A 17,078-nucleotide genomic window follows, 5' to 3' on the forward strand; every position below is an offset into this window, starting at 1 on the left:
AGCGGAATATTTCGCCCAAACCACGCTAATCTTAGCAAACATCTATGTTTTTTTCACTTATCTACTCAGCTTACAAATGGACTGATCGTCAGCAAAAACGCCCTTCACAACATGCTGTGGAGGGCGTTAGATCATAGCTATCGATCATTTTGTTACAAGTATCCAGCCTATGATTATCCTATGTAAGTGTTTTTCTGCTTCAGGATCTAGGCGGAGATTGCTACAACCAATGCTCGATAAGATGAAACCACAAAGCCTTTTCCTCTTTAATCAGAAAAACAGCAGACGACCTGCGTCGTGTAGTTGTATTTCTAGTGGACTGTATTTCGACATACGTAGCCAGTGCATGATCCTGCGAACAGGCTATTTCGATATTTTCCAGGAATACACGACGATCCGGAAATATACCGTATACCGTGGGTAACCAAGTTATAAACGAGTCCAATGAGATCCGGTTACCATCACCGCTCACCATTTCAAAATCAGCTGAAAACCCTGAGAGGATCCTTTTAGATAGTTCTTCCCTATTTGCTTCTCCCCCTCTAAACCAAAGTTCGATGTCTGTACAGAAGCTTTCCAATGTCAATCTTGCTTTTTCTTTATTCTCCATTGTGTTAAAATTTATTTATCAATTGTATTAAATGCATTATTTCTCAGTTCAAACAATCTGCGACTGATAAGCAGGCTGATGATCTGGAACAATGCAATTGTTGCTATTGCCAGCGCAAAGGCTTTGGGAAAACCTACAGTTTCAATCAAACTAAAGAATAGTGTCCCAATGATAGCACCACCAGTAACCCCACCTATCTGCATACTGATACTGACCAGAGCAGAGGCCAGCCCCGCCTTCTCTTTGGGGACAAGGGCAATAGCGGTACGCATCATCACGGGCATCATCGTTCCATGTCCCAATCCTGCCATAAACAGCGTAATATGTGTTGCCCAAAAAGGTTGTTGTCCGTAATAAAACAGCAAGGCTGTCCCCAAAAAACCGCCCATGAGCAGTGTCAATCCGATATAAATAAATCCATTTGTTGTAAATCTCAATCTAGCTACAAGCAGCGGTCCCAAGAAGAATGCTATGCCATAGGGAATAATTGCAAAGCCCGTATCTATGGCATCCCAGTGTAAGAATTCCTGTAAATAGTAGGGATAACAGATAAACAGGCCGGCTGTAAAATTGTACAGAAAGATCATCGGTAGACAAGTGGCAAACTGCTTATTATATAATAACATGGGATCGATCAGAACAGGTCGCTGCAGTCGATGAGCAGCTACCTCATGTTTAAAAAATATGTTCAGCAAGAGCGCTCCGGCCATCATGACAGCAAATATCCACCAAGGCCAGTGGTATTCACGACCAAAAATAAGCGGGCAGATCAACAGCAATAAAGCAATAATCAGTAGTAAAGCACCTTTGTAGTCAATGGCAGCCCCCTTTTCAGTACCGTTGTTGTCCATCGTAAAATGAATACCGATAATGCAGCAAATTGTGACGGGCACATTGACCAGGAAAACCATTTCCCAGGATAAATTGCCCCAATGTGTCATTAATAATACACCACCGAGCAACTGACCAGCCACTGCTGCCAGACCAAATACCGCACTGAAAACACCAACCGCTTTGGACTGTTCGTTACTATCAAATAGTACACGAATAGAAGCCAATACCTGAGGAGCAAGCAGCGAAGCTCCTATTCCTTGAATGAATCTTGACACAATAAGAACGGTAATATTCGGTGAAAAAGCACAGGCCAATGACGAAAACAGAAAGAGGTACAGCCCCCATATAAATATTCTTTTGCGTCCATAAATATCCCCCAGTCGTCCACCACAGACAATAAGTGCGGCATAGGTAAGGCCATAAATGGCGACTACAAGCTGTAACTGCTGGCCACTGGCTCCAAAGGCATTCTGTATCGCAGGTAATGCCATATTGACAATAAAATAATCCAAAGGAGATAGAAAAGCTCCTGCCACGAGGAAGCCTAGCGCTTGCCATCGCTTTGTATAAATATCCATAGTTATTTTTTATGCAAAAATAACCTTCATTTATACCATATAAATTGTACTTTTAAAGGAATATAACGTATGAATAGATGAAGAGCATACATACAGAACAGATCGGAGTCCGTGAGATATCACTGATCAATACATCGGAGACCATCCGCACAAAGACATCCTTATCTTTTGTGTATGTAATTCAGGGGGAGGGAGCTTTTACCTATGAAGGGCATACACTTGCCTTTGACATCGGGAAATTTATCGTTGTTCCACAGCATCAGACTTATCATTTTGAAAGTACCCAAGCCAAACTAATATTGATTCAATGCCCATTGACCTTTGTTGATAAAATACGTCTCGAAGCAGACCGGATCGAAAGCTGTGAAAATCTATACAAACTACAATACATCAGCAACAGTTACCATGCACGTGCGGGCTGTGTATTCAAGGACAAATCGGATGAAAAGTTTGCCGAAATGCTCGTTCTACAGATCGCAAGAGAGTTCAGAAATAAAACCGACGATTACCTCGTCATCCGAAACAGTATTTCCATTCTCCTGAACCTGATCGCCCGAAACCTCATCGGAAAGGAGATATCAGATATCCGGGAAAATCAAAAAGCCTTTTCAATTTTAAAGATCATCACGTACATACAGCAGTATGCCAAAGACAAAGAGAAAACCCGCATTCAGGAGATAGCCTCCCACTTTGGTATAGCTAAGAATTACTTCGGAGAGTATTTCAAACAACAGACCGGTATATCCTACCAAGATTACCTACTCGATTATCGATTGAAATTGGTCGAAACCTATCTGCGCTATAGCAGCATCCGCCTCGGAGAAATTGCACATGAATTGCAGTTTACTGACGAAAGCCATCTTTCGAAACTATTTAAAAAACATAGAGGGTTTACGCCAAATGAATATAGAAAACAAAAGTCTTAATAAAAAAACACCCGATAGCATGGGGTACTCCGGGTGTTTTAGCCATATTATTAACCTATTTTATGAAAAGTGCCCGTGATGGGCAACACTAAAGTAGAAAATAACTTTGTATAAACAAAATAAAAAATGAAAAAAACCGGTTTTTTCCTATCACTGCTAAACCGGTTGAACATTCATTTAGGCAAACAACCTAGTCTCCTTTATCTAGTGCCTGAGCTCATAACTAATTATCCCCAAATCCGATAGTAACATCGTAATACCCTCCCTTTCTAGTGAATATCCAAGCACATGTAAGCACTCCCAAAAGGAGATAAACCGCGCTGAGATTACGAGATTTTGCTTAATTTTAGTCCATTAAATAACGATAAGCTATGACCGGTCGCGAAATTCTCAGGCAACATATCAATAAAACTGTCCACTTGAATGATGATCAATTTGATTATTTCTTTTCTTTTTTCAAACCGGTATCCTTTAAAAAGAAACAATCGATTATCACCATGGGCGATACGGTGGAATGCGAATATTTTGTCCTCAATGGCTGCTTAAAAACTTTTGTGGTCAATGATGAACAAAAAATGCATATCCTACAGTTTGCTACAAAAACCTGGTGGGCATCTGATTATAATGCCTTACACAATAATACGAAAGCAACGGTCAACCTAGATTGTGTAAGTGATGCGGATACACTTTGTTTATTTGCTGACGATCGTGAACGTGTATGCAAGGAAATCCATGAGGTCGAAACATTTTTACGCTGGCGTTCGAATAAGGGTTATATCGGTCTACAAAAGAGGATTCTATCCCTGCTCAACAATGACGCCCGCAGTCGTTATGAGGAATTGATGCTGCAATATCCTGAATTGTACAATCTTGTTCCAAAGCATTTGATTGCAGCCTATCTTGGGGTTTCCCATGAGACGCTCAGCCGGCTCTATCACAACAAATAATGTGATCTATATCACCAAAACAAACCATTCTTTAAAATGTGATGTATATCACATAGGGGTCTAACGATTTATGCCCTACTTTGTGTTATCATTTAAACAATTAATTTTTTTGAAGATGAAAAAAGAGAACTTAAAGGTATTGGTCGTTTTGACTTCACATGACCAATTGGGAGATACAGGAGCTAAAACAGGTTTTTGGGTTGAAGAGTTTGCAGCCCCCTATTATGTTATGGCCGATGCAGGCGTTGACATCACCATCGCTTCGCCAAAAGGCGGGCAACCACCTATAGATCCCAAAAGTGCGCTCCCTGATTTTCAGACAGCAGCGACAAAACGTTTTGATGCAGATCTTGAACTTCAGAACAAACTGGCAAACAGCATTGTCCTAACAGAAGTTAATGAGCAGGACTATGACGCGATCTTCTATCCGGGTGGCCATGGACCACTCTGGGACCTTGCGAATGACAAGACTTCCATCGCATTGATTGAATCCTTTTGGAAACATAATAAACCTGTAGCCGCTGTATGCCACGCTCCTGGTGTTTTCAGGTTTGTTAAGAATATCGATGGTAGTCCATTGGTACAGGGCAAAAAAGTAACAGGCTTTTCCAATTCTGAGGAAGAAGCTGTACAATTGACAGATGTCGTCCCTTTCCTGGTTGAAGATGAGCTCGTCAAACTTGGTGGACACTACAGTAAAGGTCAAGATTGGAGCAGTCATGTGGTCAAAGATGGTAAACTGATTACCGGCCAAAATCCTGGCTCATCGGAAGAGACCGCAAAAGAATTACTAGCCTTGTTGGAGCAATAAAACGCTATCAGTTAAAACTGTATTTCCGTTTTGAAATATACAACCGCACGCTAGATCATAGATGATGCCAATAACACAATTATAAAATCCCATTTTTATATGTTAAGAACAATAAAAATGGGATTTTTGTTAACTGACACCGAATGATACCTATCGTTATTTAACTAGTTTCGTTTCTAGCTCCTTCAGGTTATTGGCGCTTGTAATATTTCCCAGATCGGCAGCCTGTTTCCAATAGATCTTTGCTTTTTCGATTTCATTTAGTTTAAAGTAAGCTACCCCCAGATCATTTAACAACATTTTACGATCATTGTCACTGGGCTTTCCTATCTGAAGATATTTATCAAATTTGACAATCGCTTTTTGAGGGTCACCAGATTCCAGGTAAATGGTTCCCGAATATTTTAATGCTTCCCCTATATCAAACTCTTCAGCTTTTTCAAAATAAAACAAGGCTTCCTTGTATTTACTTTCTTTAAAATATTCTTTACCCTGATCCAGATACTTCTCCCCATCACTTCTGAACAAGAAATAGTAAGCCATTCCACTGAGTAGAAGAATTAGTCCCAAGACGGCAATTATCTTTCTAAAAATCTCCATACAACCGATAACTATATTTTTTATTTAATTCCAAAACCAGGAATAACAAGCTTCCACTTATCCCTTTTGTACATTAAGCTGATTTAATTGGATCAGCTGTTGGATTTCCTTCAATATAGGTTCCACATTTTTAGTTCTACCAATACGCTCCAGCATTTTTATGCTTTTATGATCCTTTGTTACCACAATGATGTCGGTACCATTGTGTAGGGCAATAGCAAGATGTCTGAGGGTTTCTAATTTTTGGATCTCTTCGATGCGAATCTCCTTTTTGAATAGTCCAAAATAGGACTTGCTCATGGTACCCGCCGCACAATCGATGGTCATCTGCTGGGCAAAGATCCTAATCTGCACACAAAAGACAATAAGCCCAAAGATCCAATACCAATTCTTTTCACCAAAAATATTTCCATCTTTAATTCCAACGATTAAAATACCGATGGCCATAAATAGCCAGAATAAAGCTAGGCAAAGCGCAAAATATCCAATCCTTTTAGAGGTATATCTACTGCCGTCCTGCGTAAAATATTTATAATTGTGCTCTTCCATTTCTATTGTGTTTTTATGTGGGGGCTCACCTGGTTCAAAAATTATTTACGATCAAATATAGACAGTAATAGGCGGGTATTCCTGTCTATTTAAAATTCGATAACATCCATTTAATATTCGCCGGGATTGAGGAAAATCAGCTCGCAGAATTAACAAGATCACGTGAAAGATTCAAAAACACGGATTACTACTCATCCGGTGTAAAAAAAATCCGCAGTCTATTTTTTAACAAACAAACTGCGGATCGATCCTACTAATTTCGTAAAACGTGCACGCTCAACAAATTCCGAAAAGTCTTTTATTTAGCAACAGGGAAGTAACATGCATAAATGAAACTGTGCTCAAATTTGCCTAAATTTCGTAAACTTCGGAGCGAGTACATCACTGGATAAGCATATTCGTTCTTCGTATCTTCATACGCCTTCACAAACTTATCCATTGCTTGAAATATCTCGCGTTCACCTGTCGCTTTCAATAAGAGCTTTTCTTTTGACCGTCCGGTTCTGAGATAAACAAACAGGGTCGTTCGGCCCAAAATGTTTTTTTGCAACGAATTAAGTTCTTTATTCGAGAAAACTAACCCCATTGTCTCCTTCAGCTGCTGCTCAGAATCAGGCCCCTTCGCAACCAACATATAAGTACGTCCATAAACCACGGTATTTACATAATAGAGATTAGCATCAGCCAAGGTTTTCGCTTCATCCATAGAAATCAGTTCCTCACGCTTAGGCAATGACATATCAATGCTATAAGTCCCCTGATTACTAAAGGAAATAATCGCTGATTGACCTGCGCTAACCTTGGAATCAGACTTTCCTGAATCCATTACACTATTTAAAAGAGCCAAAATATCTTTTTGAAAACCAAATGGTACAACCAGTGTTTTGAAATCTGAAATGGGATGCCAGATACCTGGAATAAATTTATCATAAATAGAAGCAAGTTTTTCCATTTTTTCACTATACCGGCGCGTTGCTGCAAACGAAGGCAATTCCAGCGAAGTTCCAACGTATAATTCAGAAGAAATACGAACTGGCAACTTTGTATACTTTGTAAATGGTTCTAACTTAAGCCTTGGATCTCCATCAATTGTGTCCACACGGAACATATTACCCAAGAAAATCTGATCCATAATATCTTCGTCAGTACCGAATTCCGAAAAAGACAATGTTTGTTTGGTAAGTTCCAGGACCGGTTCTATTGGTTTCTCAATTTCACCATTATTTTTTGCTTCTTTCTTGCATGAGCCCAAGAAAAAAGCAATGAATAGCACAGCGAGGTAAGCACGAGGTTTACGCATATTATTCAAAAATTTACACAAGATACTAAATTAGAAATATTCAAACGAAATAATTTCAGCAAAATAAACATATTTAAAGAAAAATAATAAATCTAAAAATACTAAACTTTCACAAACTATCCATCATATTGCATCGCTAGTATTTCACGCTCTTGCATTTCAACATCCAAAATATGATCAGTCATATACTCATCGCCACTGGCTACCTCGGCATATAAACGGCCATTATCACCTATGATAATTTTTAGCCCGAATACCTCCAGCGTGTCATACCAATCTGTATCGGCTTTTTGCGGCCTGCCTTCAGCGAATTCCTGGTTATAAAATAGGATCAGTTCTTTTTGACAATCGGCCATCCAAAAAAGATAGTCATTGATCCGATCAATATAATCCTCCGGTTTACAAATAGCATAGATAAATACTTTCACTCTTTCTGCTTCAACGATCTTGTTAAATACGACAATATCTTTTTTTATACTAATATGATTTTCATCAATCGCAGATACAACAAAATCCACAGGATGAAGTGTAATTGGGGTATTTCTCTGTCTAAGCTTTCTGAGGTCTTTTATAATAAAATTATTCTGATGAGATTTTGCTTTTGACTCCAATGTATAAAGTTTGGCGATATTTTTCCTATCCACCAATTCCAGACACAACTTTGCCAGATCGTAAGCAGATTGATGATAACCCAAAAATGTATATACGTTAACAAGTATCAAATCCTGATCTTTTGTTCGATCTGCTTGTTGTAAACGATAGAGCAGATCATACATTTTTGCTATACCATCCTTTGAATTACCCGTCTTTCGACATTCATCAGCACATTCAATATAGGTGCTTTGATAATCTTTTTCCATCATATATGCTTCCCTTTTTAACTTAGTTACCAAACCTTGATTTAAATCCCTTCCGTTGACGAAGAACGTCTGCGAGAATTGTCCGTATAAAATCATAGGTTCTCAGCTCATAGTTTAACGTCAGGCTTTCTATCGCTGTTGCGATCACATTATTCCGTTGTTCATTTTTGTATGCAAATTTCTGATTTCTTGTTCTAACAGACACCATTAAAAAATAAATAGTTTCATATCCTCAATAACGGCCGGAAAAAGAAAACTTTCAATCTTATCATAATCCATTCTCTTTTTTAACTCATCAAAATCCTCCTTTTTTACTTTCTTCGAGATCAAAATTAAAAATGATCCAAAGGCGTCATAGATAATATCCGCATAAATCCGGGGAGACATAAGGGGCTCAATTTTTGTTGAAATCACGGAGAGTAGCGCAAACTTTAAAGTTCGCTGCTTGTTAAATCTTGGTTCCGGACGAAATTTATCCTCGGTGGTATTGAAAGGACAGTCTGTAAAAAATTTATGCTTTTCGGGATCAAATTTCTTTAGGTGCAAAGTAATCCTATATTTAAACTGATCATCGATCAATATCTTTTTACCCACCAGTAGATTACGATAGATATAATCCCAGATATATTGCGCCACCTCAGGTGAAATCCTTGGTGTAAATTCTACTTCTGCTTTTTCAACCATTGTCCTTATTTCAAAATATGCCATTTTATAATATATATATGATTAGTCCATTTTGTCAAAATGTATAGCTGATTTTTCAATATAGCTAAAACTACATTATTTTGACCATATAAAATTAGGCGCATTTACGATCCGTTTGTTCCTTTTACAAACTGCTGAAAACAAATAAAAATATTTACTGCAAAAAAACGGCTAATCGATCCCTTTTTAGAATAGATTGATATATGATTACATATATTTTAGGTATGGAAATATAAGAGCGGCACTACTTGATCATCAGTGGACATTTACGAAATTAAGTGATATAAAATACATTTGAATTTACTGGTATAGTAGTTGTGTATTTCAGGTTATAAACATACATATATGAACAAAATCTTTCATTTTTTTTTCGTCGGAATGACAACCATTACGATTTCTTCTTGCCAAAACAGTGGCAAAACATCTACTAGCACAGCTATTGATACAGCGGCAATGACAGATACATTATCTGCTGCTAACAAAACCACACAGTCGACTGCTATACCTGCAATACAAACCCGATATACTGGGACAGTTCCCTGTGCAGATTGTGAGGGGATAAAAACAGTATTGACTTTGGTGAATGAAACCTATAGTCTTGAGGAAACCTATTTGGGAAAATCAGATCAAGCCATACAGTCTAAAGGTCCAATGTTGATCGAGCGCGGCTACGAAAAAGACAATGATGCAACCTTATACATCCTAAATCCAGATAGTGATACTGAAAAGCGTTATTTTGTACGTCTGACAGCACAACCTGGTAAGTTGATCATGTTGGATAAGGATCAAAAGATAATCAACTCGAAATTGAACTATACGCTATCCGAGGAAAAATAAAATCAGTGTTTCACGAATGAGATTCCAGTCTGCCAATAGAAAGCATATTAGCAAAAAGACGATAGGCTCCAGACACAGCAGCAGGAAGCTGTCTAAATAAAGACAGGCTGCTGTAGATGTAATATCCTTTTCCCTTTCTATTGACAAGCAACAAGCCATCTTCATTTCCGTTATTGGAATTTTGGGTACGCAAGACTGGTTTAAATTCACTATTCCAGTCTTTGGGGAGAAACAGCGCGCGGTCCTGCACCCAATTGGCAAAATCTAACTGTTCTATTTTATTTGGATAATTCAAGATTCGATGGGTGGGATCCAAGAAGCTAATGGTTGATTCCATATCGGTAATCCGTTCGCCAGTAACAGCTAAAGGATAAGCTCCCACCTCTTCCAGAGGTAGATCATAGGGGGTATTATATTGGGTTATCAAAACGCCACCAGCTTCAACATATTCGCGCAACTGCGTATGGAAATTCACCAATTGTGGATCAGTATTATAAATTCGGATGCCTAACACTATGGCATCAAAAGTCGACAAATCTGTATCTTTCAAAGCGGCCACTGATAGAAGTTCGATCTCATTCACCAATTGCTTTAGGCTACCTAGAAGTTCATCCTTTTTTCCAGCGATGTAGGCGATCTTCTTAGCAGTGTTTGCCACGGGACTATCTAAAACCTTAAAAAAAGCTTTGGGATGATATACGACATCCTCAATATGGGGATAGCTAAGCGATTTTAAACCACGTTGGTGGATCCCATAACTACTTTCTATCTCAAATCCAATCCGTTGTATCTGTTCAGCGGATCCCAAAGAAGTCAACTGAAAATGAATTTTTTCGGAAGCATTACCCTCTAAGTTCAATGTATGCTCTTTAGGAAATAACCCCAGCTCATCTGCTCCCTTTAACCTCACAGTGACAGACTCTGCTGTAGAGACATTGGATTGTAGTTCAAGTGAGACAGAACGACTGGTAGAATCCGCCAGAACGATAATATCTGTATCAAAGGTGCCGGTAATAGCTGGAGCAATCGTGATTGCTTTATTGTTATTCAATACAGGTACACTAATCGCCATGGATACCCCGCCAAACTGTAACTGCAATTGTACAACGATTGAATTGTTATGTTGAGCAAGTACAATATCATTGAAAGACCGCGGAGAATAATTCCCCCTATCTCCTTCTTCCTTTAACCAGGATGGTAATGAGGGCTCAATGGTGCTGCTAAGCCGACCCGTAATTTCTATTCGTTCTGTACCTGATAATTGAAGAGGCTGATGATATAACGATTCAAAAAAGGGAACTGTCACATGGGTCAACACCAGATCAGAATCCTGAGGTATATTTGCCTGCAAAAATAAATTAACATCGGTGCCGGGTACCCAGCTATCGACCAATGAATTTATTTCAAAGGATACCCCAAGTGTGCGTAGTAAAAGCAGCTCCAAGTCAGCGCGTTTTTCATGGATTACACTATTTTTGGATACAGTTCTCATCCAGATCAAAATTGTTGCGATCGTCACTGAAAGTTCCCGATTATCTCCCTGGGCCTGTTTCGCAAGCAAACGATCGACAAGTTTCTTAAAAACAGGGATATACTGGTCCTCCGTTTCAGTTGAAGTAAATAAAGCGTCAGCAGCTGTAGGATCAACAGACTTTCCCCTCAATAATTCAAAATATTCAAGCGTGGGTGTATGTTGCGTTAAACTAGCCATCGCCTGAGAACGGTGTTTATTACGGCTTTCAGCAGCAATCTCACCATGATGCAAGCCTGTATAACGATTATATACAGGGATAGTGACCGAAAAATGCTGTGGTAAAGGTATTACCTTACCACCAATATCTTTGACGCCACTCTCCTGATAAACGTTCCAAAACAAACGCTGTGTCTGCCAGACAGACAATTCCTCCAATTGTTCAGGATAGGCCTGCGGATTCGCAGCGAGATCATAAGCTTTTTGTGTTAGGATCGCCGAACTCTGATGGTGTCCATGGAGATCAGGAATATTCGGTGAAAACCTCGTGATAATAATATCTGGCCGAAAGTACCGAATGGTCCATACGATATCCGCAAGCACAGCTTGCTCATCCCAACGGAGCATCGTTTCGGCTGCAGATTCTACAAATCCAAAGTCTTTGGCCCGTGTAAAAAATTGTCTTGTACCTTCGGTCTTTCGCGCAGATAAGGATTCCTGTACCCGAAGTATACCAAGGTCGGTTCCTTTTTCGGAACCTATAAAATTCTGTCCCCCTTCGCCGCGCGTAAGCGACAAATAAGCCGCATCTACAAGCTGGTCCTGAGCAAAAAATGTCAATAGCTTGTTGTTCTCATCATCTGGATGGGCACCTACATACAAAATCCTTCCAAAAACCTTCAACTTGCATAACTCACGCATGAAACCAGCATGGTTTATTTGCGAAGAAATTCCGTTTCTAGGTTGTTGTCGAGATTGTTGTGCGAGAAATTTTAATGCCATATCCATCTATTTTAATACCTGCGATGGCCAAATATAGCAATAATTTCTAAAAGACTACTAATCCTATAGATATTATTAATAATACTAAATATAATGTAGCCGAAAGCTTACGAAACCGCCTGCTCAAAATACCTTGTTATTTCTTCTGTCTGATTACATAGTATGTGCCCAAATCTATCCCTTTTAATAACAAGTATTTTTTTTCATTTGAGCGATACACTTTATAATTATTTAATTCTCTTGTTTTTAAATCCTCGTATATTTTATTGGGTTGTTTGAAATACAGTGTTTTATGGGGCATCACAATTTTGAAATAACTTGTTCCCTCCCAATGGTCAATATGGGAATTATTGCCTGTGCCCCATTTTAGGTATCTGCCGAAATCCCAAAATGAATATTGAATCCACTTGTCTTTATGGATGTACTCGCGCCGGATAAAATCCAATCCTTCATTTTCGTCTGTAAGTTCTCCCGCATATGTTATTTCCAACTTGCTGTCGCTAGCTTCGGGATCATCATAGCTATCCGTAAGCAGGTAGTTCCACTGGCCATGGCCATACAGGAATAATTTGTCTACCCACTTTTCCGGGTCAGAGGGTAATGCATGTCTCTCCTTTGCCATATATTCTTTAGTGGAAAGCAATTTTTTAATTTCCTTTTTTGAGAACGTTCGGGTCCCATCTAAATTGTTAATCGGATACCTTGTCGTATCACCATTGGATATCCAGTTGCTATAAGTGTCACACTCTGTATCAACAACATACCGATCCATTGTCTTATAATTATGCTTTATTGTATTCGGATATATATAGGTTAATGAATCCACAACACGTCCATTTTGATCGAGTTTATACCAAAAATGTTCGGTCGTCGTTCTCTCATCTTCGTCCATAAATCTACTTCCAGCAATCAATAAAGTGCTGTCATTTATCTGGAGGATAGGTTCAAAATATTGTGCCTGGATCTCCAGCACTTCATAGTCATCATCTTTCAGACTATCCAATGTGCCGCATGTTCTGTACACTTCCGGAACCCGTTGAAATTTCACTGCTAACTGTTTATAATACTTCCCAGCATCGGGCAATACAACGATACAGCCCAGAATGACTGCTCCTATTAATATTTTTTTTATCTTCATTTTTTACTGTTTCTCCAAAGCACACACCGGATACTTCTACTCGAAGTAAAGATATCGAGTTCTGGGTAAATAAGGGCCGCGAATATTAATTTGGAACCTGCAATTAAAAAATGAAACAACTATTTTTCCCTATCATATTGTATCAAGAAATCCATTTATAGTACCTAAAGACTTGCGGTCATGTGTTAAACTTTTGGAATTAACACTTTTTAACCGATATATACCGTAGCTTAGCGCTTTATCAACAATTAGATCAACCAACAGAATGCCCTTTTTAGATCATGTGCTCCAAAAACCCAGCTACGGATGGAAAGACGACAATGGAGACCTTATTAAACCCAGCCCAAAACAAATATTCAGCGAGTTTTTCAAAAGATTGAATGTTTTTAAGGACCAACGCAACTGGTTACCTTTTTTTAGTTGGCTGAAAGTAGCTTGTCTTATCCCTTTTTTCTTTGTTTTTCTCTTTGCTCACCTTAGCTGGTGGACAGTGCTGGCAGCTTTTATCTACAGTATGATCATTATGGGGACACATGGTACGATCTGGCATCACAGATTTTCTACACACGGTGCTTTTAAGTTCCGTAACCCCTTCTGGCGTTTTTTCACACAGAACCTCACAATCAATGTGATTCCCGAGGAAATCTATGTCATTTCGCACCACGTACATCATGCAAAATCAGATCAACCAGGAGATCCATACAACGCACAGGCAGGATTTCTATATTGCTTTTTGGCCGATGTCAACCATCAACCCATTGCTAAAGATCTAACAGAAAACTCTTACAACCGCGTCAAGTCGCTTATGAAGCATACTGGTGTTACAGCCAATACTTATGCACAATATCAAAAATGGGGTTCCTATGTCAACCCGACACATGCAATCCTATCCTGGGTATTAAATTGGTCATTTTGGTATGTTGTATTCTTTTTAATCGGTGGACATGCCCTAGCCTGTTGTCTATTTGGTGCAGCTGGCTTTTGGGCCATTGGTGTGCGTACATTTAATTATGAAGGACATGCCAAAGGAGAAGATAAGCAACGGGAAGGGATAGATTTTAATGAAAAGGATAAATCCATCAATCAATTGTGGCCAGGTATTGTCGCTGGTGAATGGCACAACAACCATCACCTCTATCCCAAAAGTGCGCGAAGTGGTTTTAAACCTTACCAAATTGACCTAGCCTGGTGTTATATCAAAATGATGCACAAGTTAGGCGCTGTCAGCAGTTATCGCGATGACAAAAAACGGTTCGATGAACAGTATCATAAACCTTATCTCGATGCTAAAAAATAGGCAGGGGATCTGATTCCCGGTATCAAACCAAATTGGTTATACAATAAACAAAAGAAACAGCTAGTACTAGCTGTTTCTTTTGTTTTAAATAATTCACTTAATTTATTGCAGCATATCAAGCCTTCGTATTGGAAGCTGCTGCTCTAGCGGGTTTCCTTTTCTTCCCCCATTTGCGGTTGTACCAGATAATAAATCCCGTCACAGGTAATGAGGCCCCTACCAGCGACGCTAATGAGGCCAATATTTTCGTAGGCAATCCACCAATAGTGCCCACATGGATATCGAAGTTTGCGCGATAGATCTGCTGTCCAAAAGAGATCTGTTCATCCTTCGAAACACCGCCTACAACGCTTAGACTCTTCTGATCCAACCCGTACCAAGTAGTCATATCATTATGTCCTGTTGTTGGATTGAGATAAACTGTATAGACATCTTTTGCATCTTTGGGATAATTGATCCGAACATGTTGTTGTTGCTGATATCTTCGCCAGATCTCATCATCAGGTTGTTTAAAATCACTGGTAAGCCTTGTTGTATCCGAAAGTCCCTTATGTGGATGCTCCAATCTTGCTTTGCCACCAGTGACCAACCAATGATAACCATCATCAAACCAGCCGAATGTAAATACGACACCAGTCACCGTCAGAATAACGGTAAATATCAACGTATAAAACCCCAGCACATTATGCAAATCGAGATTAACCCGCTTCCAGCTTGCCCCCCATTTAATCTTGAAACTCTTATCCCGTGTAGATTTGTTCCACTTATTGGGATACCACCAGATGAAACCGGTTATCAATGTGATCAGAAACAACAGGCAATTTGCGCCGACAAAATAACTTCCATAAGGTCTTGGAAACCAAAAAAAACGATGTCCCGCTCGCAAAAAATCATTAAACACTGAAATTCCATCTTCATTGATGCGATGATAGAGCTTTTGGCCTGTATAGGGATTGAGATAAAGATCATGGTAATTACCATGACGGTCAGGTCCGTAACCAAGGATACAGCTTTTGTTCCGATTCCGGAACTCCAATGAGAGTATCCGACCTAAACTATCCCCCGGAATATCTTTTGCCACAGCCTGGATCAATTGCGAAGGTTTCAAAAATGGACTGTCCGATTGTTCAACATATTGCCCCGGTGTCAAGAACAAAACAAACTCATCTCTAAAGGTCCAGATCGCCGCCGTCAGACAGACGACAAAAACAACGATGCCCGAAAATAAACCCAGCCAGAGATGGAGCCAGTTGCTTATTCTTCTGAACAGTGATTTTTTAGATTTTGCCATATGTTGTAGTAAGGGACCAGCTACTTCCACCATGCAGAAAAGCCAGTCTCTACTTTATATCTCTATTTAACTTTAAAAAGCCCGTTTACAGCATCCAAATCATTTACTTTGATACCCTTAACCATCTTACCTGCAGCGCCATCATAACTATAAATATGAATATCCCCTGTATTGTCTTTTTTGGTGTTTACAGGAAAGTAAACCTTTCCGCCATTCGCCAGGATGTTCGGTGCGGTAGGCTGGCCTTTAACCAATGGAAGGTCTAATTTAGTCAAGCTACCTGTTGCCATGTCAACGACATGAAATTCCTGTACATTGCCAAAGCCATAAGATTGCCAGGTTAAGGCCAGATCCATACGAATTCTGCGAACCAGCAATTTACCATTGCCAGCATAACCTCCGCCCAGTACCGGATCCCCGTTTAGTTTTTCTGAAATATTCAGGAAATAAGTAGGGTCGACAACCGATGTTCCTTTTTTGATACGGTAAATACCATGTGGTTTATCCCAGTTTTGAGAGATCATCTCAAATGGTGAAGTCATGATATACAGATCATCATTGTATGTAAAAGTTTTTAAAACACCATTTCGGTCATTACCCGGACTTGTCGAGCGGTTATCTTCGCTATAAACAGGATTGTTCATGGCTGGATAATCAAATACGGCAAAATAAGCAGTACCTGTTGCGTAGTTGGTTTTACCCTTGGCGATTGCATCCGGATATTTTTCATCACCATACCAATAGCCTACATGTAGCTTATTGTCTTTCAGCTCCGCAAATCCGATAAGCGGTCCCGTGAGGCCAGCCTTGGTCGGAATATCAAATTTGCCTTCTTTGACCACCGTCATGTTTTCAACATTTACAATTTTATAAGCACCTTTATAGCCATAGATAAGTAGATTGTTCTGATCAATCCATTGATGATTGTACCGGTTGGCATCAGCCAGGACAAATGGAATCACTTTAACCAATTGCAGCTTCTGGTTAACATAGCTGTATTTGGAGAGTGTATTTTCACCGGACTTATAGGAATAATAAAAACCATCCTTTGTCATAAAAGCCAGAAAGCCGGGATCCTGAGTGGTCACATTCGCACCTTTACCCAAAAAGGAGATTTCACCTTCCGAAAGTGTGCTATGCTGGAAAAGGTAAGAACCATCGGGATCCAACACAAGTCCGCCAACAGCAAAAATTTTCTCTGTTTCGGGCTCTGGGTCAGGATTGTCAGTAGGATTGCTCTTTGAGCAAGATTGCAGGGAAAAACCCGTCACCAGCGCTGCAAGCGCTAGCATCGCAAATTTAGTCATATTTATTTTCATGAT

The 17,078-nt window shown here is 39.5% G+C and carries 16 protein-coding genes; 5 read left to right on the forward strand and 11 right to left on the reverse strand.

Annotation, left to right across the window (positions count from 1 at the left end; genetic code table 11):
• Window positions 1-220 precede the first annotated feature (220 nt).
• Both DFQ12_RS08980 and DFQ12_RS08985 read right to left on the reverse strand, forming a co-directional pair.
• On the reverse strand, window positions 221-610 hold the full coding sequence (locus DFQ12_RS08980) for a hypothetical protein (RefSeq protein WP_120258594.1): 390 nt from the start codon (window positions 608-610) through the stop codon (window positions 221-223).
• 11 nt (window positions 611-621) lie between these two features.
• Entirely contained in the window at window positions 622-2,022 is a 1,401-nt protein-coding gene (locus DFQ12_RS08985) for an MFS transporter (RefSeq protein ID WP_120258595.1), read from the reverse strand.
• A 77-nt stretch (window positions 2,023-2,099) separates the two neighbouring features.
• Here DFQ12_RS08985 and DFQ12_RS08990 point away from each other — a divergent pair, with 77 nt between their 5' ends.
• The 3 genes from DFQ12_RS08990 (at window position 2,100) to DFQ12_RS09000 (ending at window position 4,706) form a co-directional block, all read left to right on the forward strand.
• Window positions 2,100-2,948: an AraC family transcriptional regulator gene (locus tag DFQ12_RS08990; protein WP_120258596.1), complete on the forward strand. Its 849-nt coding sequence runs from the start codon at window positions 2,100-2,102 to the stop codon at window positions 2,946-2,948.
• 371 nt (window positions 2,949-3,319) lie between these two features.
• Entirely contained in the window at window positions 3,320-3,895 is a 576-nt protein-coding gene (locus tag DFQ12_RS08995; protein WP_120258597.1) for a Crp/Fnr family transcriptional regulator, read from the forward strand.
• Window positions 3,896-4,010: 115 nt separating this feature from the next.
• Window positions 4,011-4,706, forward strand: coding sequence for a type 1 glutamine amidotransferase domain-containing protein (locus tag DFQ12_RS09000; protein WP_120258598.1), 696 nt, complete (start codon window positions 4,011-4,013; stop codon window positions 4,704-4,706).
• Window positions 4,707-4,862: 156 nt separating this feature from the next.
• On the opposite strand, the gene DFQ12_RS09005 is transcribed toward DFQ12_RS09000, so the two are convergent.
• From DFQ12_RS09005 to DFQ12_RS09030, 5 genes are all read right to left on the reverse strand, one after another.
• Entirely contained in the window at window positions 4,863-5,306 is a 444-nt protein-coding gene (locus DFQ12_RS09005; protein ID WP_120258599.1) for a tetratricopeptide repeat protein, read from the reverse strand.
• A 57-nt stretch (window positions 5,307-5,363) separates the two neighbouring features.
• A complete protein-coding gene (locus DFQ12_RS09010; protein ID WP_120258600.1) occupies window positions 5,364-5,855 on the reverse strand; it encodes a hypothetical protein in 492 nt (163 codons plus the stop codon).
• 298 nt (window positions 5,856-6,153) lie between these two features.
• Window positions 6,154-7,155, reverse strand: a complete 1,002-nt coding sequence (locus DFQ12_RS09015) for a hypothetical protein (protein ID WP_120258601.1) — start codon at window positions 7,153-7,155, stop codon at window positions 6,154-6,156.
• A gap of 116 nt (window positions 7,156-7,271) precedes the next feature.
• Window positions 7,272-8,111, reverse strand: coding sequence for a hypothetical protein (locus tag DFQ12_RS09020; RefSeq protein WP_167457216.1), 840 nt, complete (start codon window positions 8,109-8,111; stop codon window positions 7,272-7,274).
• 111 nt (window positions 8,112-8,222) lie between these two features.
• Window positions 8,223-8,723 carry a hypothetical protein gene (locus tag DFQ12_RS09030; protein ID WP_147420366.1) on the reverse strand — a complete coding sequence of 167 codons (501 nt, stop codon included), beginning with the start codon at window positions 8,721-8,723 and terminating at the stop codon, window positions 8,223-8,225.
• A gap of 342 nt (window positions 8,724-9,065) precedes the next feature.
• Between DFQ12_RS09030 and DFQ12_RS09035 the strand changes: the two genes are divergently transcribed.
• Window positions 9,066-9,557: a copper resistance protein NlpE gene (locus DFQ12_RS09035; protein ID WP_120258605.1), complete on the forward strand. Its 492-nt coding sequence runs from the start codon at window positions 9,066-9,068 to the stop codon at window positions 9,555-9,557.
• A 10-nt stretch (window positions 9,558-9,567) separates the two neighbouring features.
• Here DFQ12_RS09035 and DFQ12_RS09040 read toward each other — a convergent pair whose 3' ends face one another.
• The gene (locus DFQ12_RS09040) at window positions 9,568-12,030 is read right to left on the reverse strand and encodes a PIG-L family deacetylase (RefSeq protein WP_167457217.1); all 2,463 of its coding nucleotides are present in this window, start codon (window positions 12,028-12,030) and stop codon (window positions 9,568-9,570) included.
• 136 nt (window positions 12,031-12,166) lie between these two features.
• A complete protein-coding gene (locus DFQ12_RS09045) occupies window positions 12,167-13,168 on the reverse strand; it encodes a hypothetical protein (protein ID WP_120258607.1) in 1,002 nt (333 codons plus the stop codon).
• Between the two features lie 265 nt (window positions 13,169-13,433).
• Between DFQ12_RS09045 and DFQ12_RS09050 the strand changes: the two genes are divergently transcribed.
• Entirely contained in the window at window positions 13,434-14,465 is a 1,032-nt protein-coding gene (locus DFQ12_RS09050; RefSeq protein ID WP_120258608.1) for a fatty acid desaturase, read from the forward strand.
• A gap of 115 nt (window positions 14,466-14,580) precedes the next feature.
• On the opposite strand, the gene DFQ12_RS09055 is transcribed toward DFQ12_RS09050, so the two are convergent.
• Both DFQ12_RS09055 and DFQ12_RS09060 read right to left on the reverse strand, forming a co-directional pair.
• The gene (locus tag DFQ12_RS09055; RefSeq protein ID WP_167457218.1) at window positions 14,581-15,756 is read right to left on the reverse strand and encodes a PepSY-associated TM helix domain-containing protein; all 1,176 of its coding nucleotides are present in this window, start codon (window positions 15,754-15,756) and stop codon (window positions 14,581-14,583) included.
• A 62-nt stretch (window positions 15,757-15,818) separates the two neighbouring features.
• Complete coding sequence (locus DFQ12_RS09060; RefSeq protein WP_120258610.1) at window positions 15,819-17,075, reverse strand: DUF4374 domain-containing protein; 1,257 nt, start codon at window positions 17,073-17,075, stop codon at window positions 15,819-15,821.
• Window positions 17,076-17,078: the final 3 nt, after the last annotated feature.

Origin of the sequence: Sphingobacterium detergens (assembly GCF_003610355.1) — a bacterium.
Taxonomy (GTDB): Bacteria; Bacteroidota; Bacteroidia; order Sphingobacteriales; family Sphingobacteriaceae; genus Sphingobacterium; species Sphingobacterium detergens.

What these genes read in the sequence shown, in the direction of transcription:
- DFQ12_RS09000 (WP_120258598.1), top strand. Translation starts at nt 4,011, where the DNA reads ATGAAAAAAGAGAACTTAAAGGTATTGGTCGTTTTGACTTCACATGAC.
- DFQ12_RS09030 (WP_147420366.1), bottom strand. Translation starts at nt 8,723, where the DNA reads ATGGCATATTTTGAAATAAGGACAATGGTTGAAAAAGCAGAAGTAGAA.
- DFQ12_RS09035 (WP_120258605.1), top strand. Translation starts at nt 9,066, where the DNA reads ATGAACAAAATCTTTCATTTTTTTTTCGTCGGAATGACAACCATTACG.
- DFQ12_RS08980 (WP_120258594.1), bottom strand. Translation starts at nt 610, where the DNA reads ATGGAGAATAAAGAAAAAGCAAGATTGACATTGGAAAGCTTCTGTACA.
- DFQ12_RS09050 (WP_120258608.1), top strand. Translation starts at nt 13,434, where the DNA reads ATGCCCTTTTTAGATCATGTGCTCCAAAAACCCAGCTACGGATGGAAA.
- DFQ12_RS09060 (WP_120258610.1), bottom strand. Translation starts at nt 17,075, where the DNA reads ATGAAAATAAATATGACTAAATTTGCGATGCTAGCGCTTGCAGCGCTG.
- DFQ12_RS09010 (WP_120258600.1), bottom strand. Translation starts at nt 5,855, where the DNA reads ATGGAAGAGCACAATTATAAATATTTTACGCAGGACGGCAGTAGATAT.
- DFQ12_RS09055 (WP_167457218.1), bottom strand. Translation starts at nt 15,756, where the DNA reads ATGGCAAAATCTAAAAAATCACTGTTCAGAAGAATAAGCAACTGGCTC.
- DFQ12_RS08985 (WP_120258595.1), bottom strand. Translation starts at nt 2,022, where the DNA reads ATGGATATTTATACAAAGCGATGGCAAGCGCTAGGCTTCCTCGTGGCA.
- DFQ12_RS09005 (WP_120258599.1), bottom strand. Translation starts at nt 5,306, where the DNA reads ATGGAGATTTTTAGAAAGATAATTGCCGTCTTGGGACTAATTCTTCTA.
- DFQ12_RS09015 (WP_120258601.1), bottom strand. Translation starts at nt 7,155, where the DNA reads ATGCGTAAACCTCGTGCTTACCTCGCTGTGCTATTCATTGCTTTTTTC.
- DFQ12_RS09020 (WP_167457216.1), bottom strand. Translation starts at nt 8,111, where the DNA reads ATGATTTTATACGGACAATTCTCGCAGACGTTCTTCGTCAACGGAAGG.
- DFQ12_RS09040 (WP_167457217.1), bottom strand. Translation starts at nt 12,030, where the DNA reads ATGGCATTAAAATTTCTCGCACAACAATCTCGACAACAACCTAGAAAC.
- DFQ12_RS08995 (WP_120258597.1), top strand. Translation starts at nt 3,320, where the DNA reads ATGACCGGTCGCGAAATTCTCAGGCAACATATCAATAAAACTGTCCAC.
- DFQ12_RS08990 (WP_120258596.1), top strand. Translation starts at nt 2,100, where the DNA reads ATGAAGAGCATACATACAGAACAGATCGGAGTCCGTGAGATATCACTG.
- DFQ12_RS09045 (WP_120258607.1), bottom strand. Translation starts at nt 13,168, where the DNA reads ATGAAGATAAAAAAAATATTAATAGGAGCAGTCATTCTGGGCTGTATC.